Origin of the sequence: Rossellomorea vietnamensis NBRC 101237 (assembly GCF_001591825.1) — a bacterium.
GTDB classification, from domain to species: domain Bacteria; phylum Bacillota; class Bacilli; order Bacillales; family Bacillaceae_B; genus Rossellomorea; species Rossellomorea vietnamensis.
On sequence record NZ_BCVQ01000029.1, the window covers coordinates 38,540 to 50,431 of the forward strand.

Genomic DNA, 11,892 nt, shown 5'->3' on the forward strand with positions numbered 1-11,892 from the left:
AACCCCTTTTCAACTCATCACTCTGCCCTCTCACCGTTATCTTCATAATCTCTTACAATGCTTTTCAAGAAAGCATGCTCCATCATTTAGTCATTATTGTTGGATGATATTTCTGAAACGATTATAGATTACTTCTGGACCTTGCTCTTCTCCTCCACCTGTATCCCCGTCTCCAGCCATTTGCTGTTTCTTCTGAGTTAATTTAATAAGCAGATTGATGTCCATTTTTTCTGTGATTTTATTAAAGCGTCCCCAGTTGTCAAAGTTCTCGGTAATATCCCACTGATTAACAGCAGAAGCAAGAAGTTTGCAATTGATCGGTTCATTATTGATTTCAAACGTCAATGATCCAAATTCGCATCGGTTAGCTCCCATTCCGTCCTTGGCAAGTTCTCTTCTTTGCAATACATTCTTCTTAATGCTGAAGTCAATTCCGAACGGATTGTTGACTGGGGTAGCCAATTGCACTCGATCATACGCTTTAAAAGGAATGTCAACACTATAATCTTTTACAACTCCGTAGGAACCTTCTACATATTGAATGTTCTTATGGACAATCCCTTCTACGAATAATTTCACGTAATCCGGAAACCCTGGTACAGGAATTGCTTTACATTGTGTGAGCGAGACGTTTTTCTCGATGTTTTTAATGGCACTAGCATAGGTTGGCAGATAAATATCCGCTTCTGTTAAAGATTGAAGAAATACATCTCCAAGAACAACTGTTACTTCTTCCAAATCAATGTCTGGCACGTATGTTTCTGTAAATAAGCTTTTTGATTTTGCCTTATCGCTTGATGGTTGTGGAGGGCATCCCTGATGACCAAATCCGCAGCCTGTATTCTTTTTCATATCCATTCACTCCTGATAGTCATAAATTAATCAATGGAAAAGGTCATAGTTGTAATAAAAACAGTGAGAATTCCTTTTCTATTGACTTACTATAATCTATGAATTTTTTGAAGAAATGAGTGGACGACTGTCGGTAGGCTTGAACATATTTCTAGCATTACTTCTAGTAATCTATGATACATGCTATGAACTCATACACAGTAAGCTTTTTATCAATCTTTACAGCTTGGGTATTTGTAACGTTTAGCCAATTGGGTCCATACAATAGAGTAAAAGTCTTTAGGAGGAGATTATCATAAGGGAGGATGCGAAATTACCACCGATGTACACCATTTCCGATCAAGAGGTCCTCTATTTGAAATCTGAGATCGAGAACTTGAATAAAACGATTCGGACTCTGAAAAGCAGTTATTTGTATGCTGAAAATGAGTACCATAAGGAACAACTTCAGAAGGCGCAGGAGGAATTAACGCTTGCTTACCGCCGGATCGATGAGAACGAAACCGTTGAGAGGGAACTCATTAAAGACCGAAACCTGTTTATGGAAGGGAAAGAGAAGTTGGAAAGTCAGGTAAGGGAGCTTCATGACGCCTTACATGGCAAGGATGAGCTGTTGCAGCAGTCGCAAGTGAGCAAAAATGACTTCCAACAGGAACTCCTTTCCATCAAGCTTGAAAATAAACAATTATCTCAAAAAATAACGGAAATTGAGAAGGACCAGCAAGATCTTTTCAGTAAAAATCAATCCCTTTTGGAGGAAAACATCCTGCACCTAAGAAAAATAGACAGCTTAAACAGTGAACTGCAAGGAAAGAAACTTCATATTTCAGATTTAAACTCAGCTTTGGCCCATTCAGAAGATACGAAGAAAGAAATATTTTATAACCTGATAGCTAAAACCGAAGAGTTGGAAAAGGCCCTGTCAGAAAGGAAACATACCCTTGATTCATTGCAATTTGCAAAGGAGCAACTAATTCAAGCAGAAAAGCAAAAGATGGAGTATATTAAAACATTCATCAGTCAATATCAAAAACATTTTGAAGAAAATGAATGGTGGCTTTCCTCCCAATTTGCTGATATCGATCAACGTACCAAACTGCAGGATGAACGAATCGAAGCGGTTGAACAAGTACAGGACATTCACTTTACTCTACAGAATGAGGTACTCGAGGGGAAATTTGAGCAAGTGGAGCAAAAGTTTATTGATTTTCTTAAGGAGGTCGACTCCATACGGGAATATAATGTAACCTTGACCCATAGTCTATTGGAGCTCAAACGGCTGGTAGCGAGCCAAAAACGCAGGCAGGCTCCTATCATTACAACACGTCAAACTGCAGAAAAACTCCCAGCTCCGATGGATTATTACTTCATGGAAAATGAAAAGGAATGAAAAAACGATGCCACAGTCGATTCCGTGGCATCGTCTTCTTGTTAAAATGTAATTTTTATCTTGTTATTTGAGCTTAGCTGAAGCTCCTGCTCTTCAAATAGTACAAATCCTAAAATGGTTGAAACTTCCTGTTCTTCAAGAGGTTCAATCGTAAATTGCAGCCCCTCCACTGCTATCGTTTCACCTGTGGGGATGAATGATTCCTGTATCGATTCTATCCAATATTCTCCAGTGGAATAGGCCTTTTCCAACCAATCCTTCCCCATATACTTCCATCCTTGTGCCCCGTTTTGACCTTGCAGGGAAAAGATTTCGCTCATTTCAGGTGGCAGGATCTGTCCACCTATTTCAATCTTATCCGGCGGATCCATTCGAAAGCAGATCTTCGGATTCATCAAGTCTACATTTCCTGTGTTCTTTATGAAGAAATCGGCTTTGATGGAATAGCGTTCTGATTTTCGATTGGGTATGACATTGTAATCAAAATATATTTCCGCATATGGCTTTTTTTCCTGAGCTTTTTGAACTTTACGATTTGCTTTTCGCATTTTGATTTCTTCGTACGTTTTATCATCCATTTGGATGTCTTTACTTGGCTTCTTCTGATCTTTATGACTGCTTGCTTCCGCTGTCGGATTCCTTACCGTTTGGAATAGATGAAGAACATTAAGATCCAATAAACTTGGCTTCTGATTTCCGAGTAATGTTTTCAACACACAATGTGTTAGTAAGACAGGGCTTTCTTTTAATAGAAATTCCTCATCTTTACACTTAATCGAGCATCTCAGATGGGGAATGGAGTGGTGTTCAGGTATCAAGTAGTATCCCTTGAAGGGAAGTTCATTCTTATATATTAAAAGATTTTTCTTTACATTGATGGAATTCAGCCTTTCATTATAACCGACCGAAACAGACTTGCCCTCACCCTGTGAATGACTGGACACCAATTCAACTAACAAATCCCCCTCCCTGATCCTTTCTGTATCACGTTTTAAAGAAACGTCAATTCCATATTCAGTTAATGCGCCTATCACTTTTTCATTTATTTCATTGTTTATATTTGTATTCTGTGTGTTCACTGATACCCATACTTTCTTTCCATGAAGGGAACTTCTCACTTCCACCCTTTGTTCTTCTTCATCCAAATGAAATTGATGATTATTCTCCGCACAATAAAATTGGATGGCAGCTACGGAATGTGATGGAATCGTCCCCCAATCATGGTTGTTGATAAATAATTTCATGTACAGGCTCACCACCCTTAATTCTTATTTGGTCTCTTTAGCTTATGATTCAAATCGATCAACTATGATGGGATAGCCATTCGAAATCCGGGAACACCAACAGAGTTTATATACATAAGATAAACTGATGGATAAAGAATTGAAGGAGAGAGTATGAAGTGCATAAGGATCATTCAAAGGTATCAATTATCTTTCCTGTGAAAAATGAAGGGTCAAACGTAGAAAAGACACTGGATTCACTATTTTCCACTGTTACTAAAACTGAATATGAGGTTATTATAGTGGACGATGCTTCTGAAGATGGATGCTGTGATTTCTTGGAACACTCCCCTTTGAAAAACAAAGTGAAGTTCATTAGAACGAAGGGAGTGGGACCATCTATAGCCCGGAATATGGGGGCAGAAAACGCTACCTCTGACTATTTGATGTTCTGTGATGCTCATTTAACTTTCCAGCCATTTTGGATAGATAAATTGTTGACCCCTATAGCCTCAAATTTGACGGATGTTGTTTGTCCTGCGATAGCCTCAATGGACGACCCGAAGATTGTAGGGTATGGGCAAACGTTAAATAGTGGCTTAAGAATACAATGGCATAAGAAAAAGCAATGGCTATTTAATACCGCCATCATTCCAGGGGGATGTTTCTTAATTAAACGAGATGTCTTCTTTAAGGTGGGTGGATTCGAAACGGGCTTTAAAACCTGGGGACATGAAGATGTAGAATTATCCATAAAATTATGGTTATTCGGTTATAGATGCAGCTGTGAGCCATCGGTAACGATTCTGCACCTGTTCAGAAAATCCCATCCATACAAAGTTGATTATGACGGGGTGTATTATAACCTACTAAGGATGGCCTACCTTCACTTTGATCAGGAAAGAATCAAAAAGACCAAGGATTTAATCATTCACCGAAGTCCAAAAAAAATCGAAAGTTCAGTTCTCAAGGATGGAGTAGAAAAACAGAGAAGACATTATCTTCAAAAAAGGGCATTTAACGACGAATGGTATTTCAAACACTTTAAAATACCATTTTAAAAGCAACAAACCATTTCTTATTGCATTTATAGAAATGGTTTGTTGCTTTTATTCTTCCATTTATTTAGTTAAAAACCCGTTTACACTCTGAATAATAGATTGTTGAAGTTCAAAAGGAAGGGTGGGATAAATAGGGAGGGAGATAATTTCATCAGAGATTTTTTCTGCTATTGGAAAGTCACCTTTCTGATGATTCAAGTAGTTGAACGCTGTTTGAAGATGTAGAGGAATCGGATAATATATCATAGTCGATATCCCTTTTCCTTTTAAATAATCCATAAATTCTTCTCTTTTTTCTACCCTGAATGAGTATTGATGATAGGTGTGTTCTCTGGATTGTACATGTTCAGTTAAATGAAAGTTATTATTCAATCCCTTATAATACGTTTTAGCAATGAAATTTCTTTTATCTAACATATCTTCAAAATGCTTTAATTTCACTAACAGGATAGCAGCCTGTATTTCATCTAATCTACTGTTAACTCCTATACTGCTATGAACATACCTCTCTTCTGAACCATGATTTCTTAATTGTATGACTTTATCTTTTATTTCCTCTGAATTTGTAGTAAGCATGCCTGCATCTCCGCACGCTCCTAAGTTCTTTGTAGGATAAAATGAAAAACATCCAATGTCTCCTATGCTTCCTGCCTTCTTCCCTTTGTATACTGTTCCTAACGCCTGGCATGCATCTTCGATTACGTACAAGTCGTTCTCTTTGGCTATTTTCATTATCTCATCCATTTTCGCAGACAGTCCAAATAGATGGACAACGATAATGGCTTTTGTTTTATTTGTTACCTTCTTACTGATTTCCTCAGGATCCATATTAAACGTTTCCTCTTCAATATCGACAAAAACCGGTTTAGCACCTACATGGGCTATTGATTCGGCCGTTGCAAAAAAAGTGAATGGAGTCGTTATCACTTCATCACCTTCTTTGATTCCCAAGGCTTTCAACGCCAGTATAAGGGCATCTGTCCCATTTGCTAGGCCTAGTGCATACTTCACTCCCAAGTATTCACTAATTTCTTTCTCCAGCTGTTTTGATTTAGGTCCAAAAATATACTCTCCACCTCTGATCACTTCCAACACTTCTTTAACTATTTCCTCTTCATATAGCTTTAAATCACTCTTTGTATCCAACATAGGTATCATAGTACCACCCCCATTATCTGGCTCCAATGCCAATATATTTCATTCCGTGCTGTTCAATTTCTTTCCCGTTGAACGAATTTCTTCCATCGAGAAAGACCTTACAGTTTTTGAACATAGATAGATCGAGTCCCTTATATTCGGAATGATTGGCCTGTAAAATGACGACATCGATATCACGTACTGAATCTTCATTAAGAGACTTATATTGGACTCCCATGTCATTAACCTCTTTAGAAGTATAAAATGGGTCATTGACAACCACTTTGGCATTTCTCTCATGTAAGATTTCTTTTAGGCGTAATGTAATCGATTTGGTATGCTCTTTTACATTTCCCCTAAACGATAGCCCTAAAATAAGGATATTTTTAGAGTCCAGATCGCCCAATTCTTCCTCTAATAGACCGACAGAATATGCAGCCATACTGTCATTGATTTCTCTGGCTTTGTTTACTAACCCATCTGAATTCAATCCATAATTCAAGAAAAAATAAGGGTATATGGGGATACAATGTCCCCCCACTCCTATACCGGGGTTATGGATATGGGAGAAAGGTTGTGAATTGGATGCCTTAATAATTTCCAAGATATTAACACCTTTTTCTTCCGCGTATACCGAAAGTTCGTTTGCCAGTGCGATATTTACGTCTCTATAGACAGACTCCGCCACTTTGGCAAATTCAGCAGCTTCCGTGCTGCTCATTTCAATCACTTCACATTCTAAAGCCTGTCTATAAAAAGAAACTGCAATGTCTTTACTTTTTTCATTAACCCCGCCTACGACTTTAGGATAATCCTTGAGGTTTTTTATGATCTTATTTGAATAAACTCTCTCCGGGCTATATGCAAGATAAAAATCTGTTCCCATCTTTAAACCTGAAAGCTCTTCGATTTTAGATCCAAACCGATTCCTTGTATCCCCTGTCGGTAATGTTGTTTCGAATATTACTAACGTATCTTTTTTTATGCTTTGTCCAATTTGTTGAACGGCATCATCGATATACTGGTAATCCACAAGATTATCAGCTGTGATTAATACAGGAACGATGACAATTACTACATTGGAGTTTCTTACAGCTTTCTTAGTATCAGTTAAAGCGTTTAGTGTTTTAGCATAATGGTTTTTCATGACTAGTTCTTCCAGTCCAGGCTCTCCTGAAATATGACATTTACCTTGATTAACTGAATTTACTACCATGGGATTTTTATCAACACCGAATACCTTTATACCTTTCCCAGCAATTACTGAAGCAATCGTTAATCCAATTTTCCCCAATCCAATTACCGTCGTTGTGAAGTCATTATTTAGTGAATCCATTTTATCCACCTCTCATAGTCTTTTACTTATTTAGTTTATGAGATTTATATAAAAAGGCTTAGACTATAATCTATAAATTAATAATATATACACTTGTCCACACCAAATATTCAACTATCCATATAATAGTTTTAAAGGCGGTGACTTTGGTGAGAACAAAAAGATTAAAAATTTTGATATTGATTAAACCATTTTGGAAAGACCTTGCAAAACACAAATCTAAATTTGACTTCATAAAATCTCTGGAACAATTTGCAGATATTTATTATTGGCATGAAAATGGATCCATTCTAAACATAATCAAAAAACTAAATATAAACCCTGATTTTATTTTCCATTACGAGGTTGCTAATTACTATAAACTTTCCCCTAAGATTACTGATCTGGATAAAATTGATATACCAAAAGGTTGCTTCATTATTGATTCGCATTATAACCCTGACTTTCGTAGGGACTACATTATTAATAATAAAATTGACCTTGTATTTTCAGTAACTAAAGAAAATTTTTTGAAAGTTTATCCCGATTTACGAAACAAATTTGTATGGTTACCTTGGTCAATTAATACAAGAGTGTTTAGAGATTGGTCACAAAACAAAGAATATGACTTTTTACTCATGGGATTAATCAACCCTCCCCAAGAAGGCAAATATCCTTTTAGGGAAAAAGTGTTGGAAGTAATGAGCAAATATAAGAACTTTAAACACCACAAGCATCCTGGGCATTTGGTGTCCTGGAAAGGTAATCCTATGGTGGACATTAACTATGCTAAAGAAATAAACAAAGCCAAAATATTTTTCACATGTGGCAGTACTTTAAATTATCCAGTATTAAAATTTATTGAGGTTCCGGCATGCAATACACTATTATTAGCAGAACCGAACAGTGATATTATTGATATGGGATTTAGAGATGGAGTAAATTTTGTCGCATGTTCAAAAGAAAATTTTGAAGAAAAAGCAAAATATTATTTAAAAAACAGTCACATTAGAAACCGTATATCACAAAACGGGATGGATTTCGTTCATAAATCCCATTCTAATGAGGTTCGTGCACAACAATTCATTCGTGAAGTCACTAACCTGATAGTAAAGAAAAAGATTAGTAAACTGAAATAGGACTCAAATAAAACAGAGAGATTCTTACGTACCTTATAAAGAATCTCTCTGTTTTATTATTGGTGGGTTTTTCAGCTAGTAGTCTGTATAAAAAATGCTAAGAATAAATAAGACATCAATTCTTAGCATCTGGTTTTTACATAATCTTCTTATAAAGCTCATGGAGCTCCCTTGCAATTTTTATTGAATTGTGGTGATTCTCTACGTACTTTCGGCCGCCTCTTCCAAGATAATTTCGGTAATCGTGGTTGGTGATCAACCTTTTCATTTGAGTATATATGTTAGCGGGGTTTGCATTAACTATCGGCAGATCCTTAGGGTATTTTCTTATTAAATCTTTGCGAATGTAACAGACGACGGGTTTACCAAATGCCATCCCCTCTATACTAAAGGTTCCATATGCTCCGATGCATAATTGATCTATAATAATATCTGCCTTTTGGAAGATCGTCTTTGCAAAGTCATGAGATACGTTCTGCAATAACATAAATTTAAATTTATAGCCTTCTTTTTTTAACATTTCTACTGCTTCTAGAATATATTGTGTTCCTTTAACTTTTTGATTTGTTGGGGCATGTACTATTAGAGGTACTTGATTACCTTTTATTGGGTAGGAAGGCATGATTGAATTCAAGTCAATCGGTTGCCTGATAATATGAACATTTTTGTAGTAATCTTTTACGTAAGGATACAACTCGTGATCTGCTACGATTGCATGATCAAATATTGCACCCCACTGTTGTAGTCTGTTAATAATGATCGTTTCATTTTGCCAATAGTTCTTAACTTGAACATAGGGATTATTAAAATTTCTTGCTACTGATAACCTACGAACCTCTGAACCATGATGCTGAATAACCAAAGGTTTACCTATATCTTTTAAAATCTTTAATTCTTCATACGTTGGTGTATAAACACCTTCAGGCATGTCATGATAATGAAAAACATCATAACTAGACGCTGATCGCCTGATGTACTCCTCTATTTTCTTTCTTGCCATATTGATTGGAAGTCGTTCAAGGTTTAAACAAATATCTGTTTTGAAACCAAATTTATGTGAAAGAAACTGTAAGGAAGTTGATTGAACTCCAATTTCATTTAAAGCTCTACTGGATGTAATCATAGGAATGCCTCTTGGAAATGTTAGTACTCTCAAATTTCTCTCTCCCCATATTTAATCATATTACTATATGTCGTTAACTTTAAAGTGGCCTGCCAGGATTCCCAATAACAATGTCCTTTGGAATGACAGATTTAGTGATTACTGCCCCTGCCCCTACAATCGCTTCCTCTCCAATCGTAACCCCCGGTAATAAAGTGGCGTTATTCCCTATACAAGCCCCGGTTTTAATGATTGGCCCTTTTAGTTCAAATTCTTGTTTACCCATGTATTTATCATTAGACATGGAAACACAAGGACCGATAAAAACCCGGTCTTCGATAATGGTATCACCTGTCACATACACAAGCGTTTGAATGGTACATGCTTTACCGATGGTAGTATTTAATTCAATGATAGCAGCCCTTCCGACTACAGTGTCCTGATCGATTGCTACGTTTTCCCTAATGCTTGCATGATCGCCAATAAAGACATTTTGGCCGATTGAAGTCCCAGAATAAATGCTGACGAGGTTGCCTATTTTCACATTCTCTGAAATTAGTAATGTAGTGGAGCTATTATTCCCTCTCATTCGATTATTTCCTTGTGGTTTTATCCCTATGACGCAATTGTTCCCTATTTTTGTATTTTTCTTTATATGTGTTCCTTTTAAAATCACGCTGTTATGACCTATCTCGACCCCTTCTTCCAACAAAACATCCTCTTCAATAATGACATTGCCCCCTAGAGTCACGCCTTTGAATTGCCCCATTTAGATCACCCCTGTAAATTTTCATTATAAGATAGTGTATGTACAAACCTCGGCATTAGTTTGGACTAATTTATCTTAATTGATGTTTGTCCAATCATTATTATTCAAGATGAATAGAATATTAAAAACAGTGTATAAGAGGTGTTCAGATTGAAGATAGGAGTTATTGGTGCTGGTAATATGGGAGAGAAACACATTAATGCTTTAATGGCACTTAAAGATCAAGTGAAATTACAGGGTATTTTCGATAACGATATAAATAAGAGTCAAGCCATCTCAGAGAAATATCATATTAGGAGCTTCTCCAACATGATTGATCTAGTCAGGAGTGTGGATGCGATCAGTATCTGTGTTCCCACTAAATATCACTATGAAGTTGCGATTGCATGTTTAAATGAAAATGTACATCTCTTGATAGAAAAGCCTATAGCTGCAAATAGTTCTGAGGCTGAATTGATTGTTCGGAAGGCTCAGTTAAAAAACGTATACGTCCAAGTGGGCCATATAGAATTATACAATCCTACCTTCAGATTATTGAGGGAACTATTGAAACACGAGGATATTTACTCCATCAATTTCAATAGGTTGAATCCGACCGCTATCCAAATGGAGTCCCCGGAAGTCGTCAGTGATTTAATGATCCATGATGTCTATTTGTTAGAGGAAATAACGAAGGGTGACTCGATTAAAGAAATAGTTTCTTTTAAATCTAATAAAAACAGCCACCAGGGAAATGATCATGTTACATCTATCGTGACATTTCACTCTGGACTGATTTGCACATTATCAGCAAGCTATAAGTCTAAATTCAAAAAGAGACAGATTGAAATTATTACAAACAATTCCTACTTTGATGTCGATTTGATTAACCACACAATAAAAACGATTCAAGTTTCTACCCACTATCCTGAATTACAAGACCTTGTCAGCCAAGACAAAGTATCTACCATAGATATTTCCGCCCCTGAATATGACCCCTTACAGATGCAATTATTAGATTTTATCCAAAATGTTAAAAATTGCAAGCAACCTAAGGTATCCGCTGAACATGGGACGAAATCACTTAAAATAATTGAAAAAATACTTTCAAATTTAAAATAACCCCGAAACATTTTCTAAGGAAAGGATGTGATTAAAGATGATACATTTTTCGATAATTATTCCTTTTCATTCAAAGGATCCCTATCGAAAAAAAGCTTTGAGTATTGTAATGAACTACTATAAAACTTTTTTTCCCAACAATGAAATTATCGTCGCTTCGGATGGGAACTCTCCTTACTCAAAATCTGCAGCAATAAATAAAGCAGTAAAGAAAGCTAAAACTGAACTAATTGCCATTATTGATGCAGATATCCTTTGCCCAAAGGAAACAATTCTTTCAGGTTTAAAGCTGCTTGAGCTTTATCCGCTAATTCTTCCATATAACAAGGTCATTGATTTATCACAAAATCTGTCACAGGTGCTATACAATAAATCTCATTTCTCCCTTAACCCCTCCATATTACACGGCAAAAACCGTCATAGTAAAAAAGCTATTCCTGTTGGCGGAATCAATTTAATAAAGAAAACGTGCTTTTTAAAAATCAAAGGCTTTGATGAACGCTTTATTGGTTGGGGCGGCGAGGACGATGCATTTGTGGCTGCCAGCGATACAATATGTGGTACTCATAAAAGATTAACCGGCGCCATCTATCATTTATGGCACCCTTCAAAGAAAGCTGAAGGGAACCCCCACTATTCAAAAAATCATCGCTTTACTGTTGAATATTTTAAAGCCTATAATAAGAAGGAAGAAATGATGAAAATCCTTTCCAATAGAAAGGATGTTTAACTATTGCACACTTGAAGGGGAAGAATCATTCTTCCTCTTTTTTATGGGTTAATACATTATCACTAAAAAAAGA

At 36.4% G+C, this 11,892-nt stretch carries 11 protein-coding genes; 5 read left to right on the top strand and 6 right to left on the bottom strand.

Going from position 1 to position 11,892, the window contains the following annotated elements; genetic code table 11:
• Nucleotides 1-93: 93 nt before the first annotated feature.
• Nucleotides 94-852: a CsxC family protein gene (locus BVI01S_RS14595; RefSeq protein ID WP_174523039.1), complete on the bottom strand. Its 759-nt coding sequence runs from the start codon at nucleotides 850-852 to the stop codon at nucleotides 94-96.
• A 355-nt stretch (nucleotides 853-1,207) separates the two neighbouring features.
• Between BVI01S_RS14595 and BVI01S_RS14600 the strand changes: the two genes are divergently transcribed.
• Nucleotides 1,208-2,242 carry a coiled-coil domain-containing protein gene (locus BVI01S_RS14600; protein WP_156477341.1) on the top strand — a complete coding sequence of 345 codons (1,035 nt, stop codon included), beginning with the start codon at nucleotides 1,208-1,210 and terminating at the stop codon, nucleotides 2,240-2,242.
• A 41-nt stretch (nucleotides 2,243-2,283) separates the two neighbouring features.
• On the opposite strand, the gene BVI01S_RS14605 is transcribed toward BVI01S_RS14600, so the two are convergent.
• Nucleotides 2,284-3,486: a hypothetical protein gene (locus BVI01S_RS14605; protein WP_061810751.1), complete on the bottom strand. Its 1,203-nt coding sequence runs from the start codon at nucleotides 3,484-3,486 to the stop codon at nucleotides 2,284-2,286.
• A 158-nt stretch (nucleotides 3,487-3,644) separates the two neighbouring features.
• Here BVI01S_RS14605 and BVI01S_RS14610 point away from each other — a divergent pair, with 158 nt between their 5' ends.
• Nucleotides 3,645-4,526, top strand: a complete 882-nt coding sequence (locus BVI01S_RS14610; protein WP_061810752.1) for a glycosyltransferase — start codon at nucleotides 3,645-3,647, stop codon at nucleotides 4,524-4,526.
• 60 nt (nucleotides 4,527-4,586) lie between these two features.
• On the opposite strand, the gene BVI01S_RS14615 is transcribed toward BVI01S_RS14610, so the two are convergent.
• Both BVI01S_RS14615 and BVI01S_RS14620 read right to left on the bottom strand, forming a co-directional pair.
• Entirely contained in the window at nucleotides 4,587-5,684 is a 1,098-nt protein-coding gene (locus tag BVI01S_RS14615) for a DegT/DnrJ/EryC1/StrS family aminotransferase (protein ID WP_061810753.1), read from the bottom strand.
• A gap of 13 nt (nucleotides 5,685-5,697) precedes the next feature.
• Nucleotides 5,698-6,999 carry a nucleotide sugar dehydrogenase gene (locus BVI01S_RS14620; protein WP_061810754.1) on the bottom strand — a complete coding sequence of 434 codons (1,302 nt, stop codon included), beginning with the start codon at nucleotides 6,997-6,999 and terminating at the stop codon, nucleotides 5,698-5,700.
• A gap of 149 nt (nucleotides 7,000-7,148) precedes the next feature.
• Between BVI01S_RS14620 and BVI01S_RS14625 the strand changes: the two genes are divergently transcribed.
• Nucleotides 7,149-8,117 (top strand): glycosyltransferase family protein, encoded by a 969-nt coding sequence (locus tag BVI01S_RS14625; RefSeq protein WP_061810755.1) that lies wholly within the window; start codon nucleotides 7,149-7,151, stop codon nucleotides 8,115-8,117.
• Between the two features lie 136 nt (nucleotides 8,118-8,253).
• Here the strand turns inward: BVI01S_RS14625 and BVI01S_RS14630 are convergent, their stop codons facing one another.
• Complete coding sequence (locus BVI01S_RS14630; RefSeq protein ID WP_061810756.1) at nucleotides 8,254-9,240, bottom strand: glycosyltransferase family protein; 987 nt, start codon at nucleotides 9,238-9,240, stop codon at nucleotides 8,254-8,256.
• 79 nt (nucleotides 9,241-9,319) lie between these two features.
• Nucleotides 9,320-9,988 (bottom strand): acyltransferase, encoded by a 669-nt coding sequence (locus tag BVI01S_RS14635; RefSeq protein WP_061810757.1) that lies wholly within the window; start codon nucleotides 9,986-9,988, stop codon nucleotides 9,320-9,322.
• Nucleotides 9,989-10,138: 150 nt separating this feature from the next.
• On the opposite strand from BVI01S_RS14635, the gene BVI01S_RS14640 reads away from it, so the two are divergent.
• Complete coding sequence (locus BVI01S_RS14640) at nucleotides 10,139-11,089, top strand: Gfo/Idh/MocA family protein (protein WP_061810758.1); 951 nt, start codon at nucleotides 10,139-10,141, stop codon at nucleotides 11,087-11,089.
• Between the two features lie 37 nt (nucleotides 11,090-11,126).
• Nucleotides 11,127-11,819, top strand: a complete 693-nt coding sequence (locus BVI01S_RS14645; protein WP_061810759.1) for a galactosyltransferase-related protein — start codon at nucleotides 11,127-11,129, stop codon at nucleotides 11,817-11,819.
• Nucleotides 11,820-11,892: the final 73 nt, after the last annotated feature.

Bases quoted from the DNA above. Each gene is read 5' to 3' on its own strand.
- BVI01S_RS14595 (WP_174523039.1), bottom strand. From the start codon at position 852: ATGAAAAAGAATACAGGCTGCGGATTTGGTCATCAGGGATGCCCTCCA.
- BVI01S_RS14605 (WP_061810751.1), bottom strand. From the start codon at position 3,486: ATGAAATTATTTATCAACAACCATGATTGGGGGACGATTCCATCACAT.
- BVI01S_RS14615 (WP_061810753.1), bottom strand. From the start codon at position 5,684: ATGATACCTATGTTGGATACAAAGAGTGATTTAAAGCTATATGAAGAG.
- BVI01S_RS14620 (WP_061810754.1), bottom strand. From the start codon at position 6,999: ATGGATTCACTAAATAATGACTTCACAACGACGGTAATTGGATTGGGG.
- BVI01S_RS14630 (WP_061810756.1), bottom strand. From the start codon at position 9,240: ATGATTACATCCAGTAGAGCTTTAAATGAAATTGGAGTTCAATCAACT.
- BVI01S_RS14635 (WP_061810757.1), bottom strand. From the start codon at position 9,988: ATGGGGCAATTCAAAGGCGTGACTCTAGGGGGCAATGTCATTATTGAA.
- BVI01S_RS14645 (WP_061810759.1), top strand. From the start codon at position 11,127: ATGATACATTTTTCGATAATTATTCCTTTTCATTCAAAGGATCCCTAT.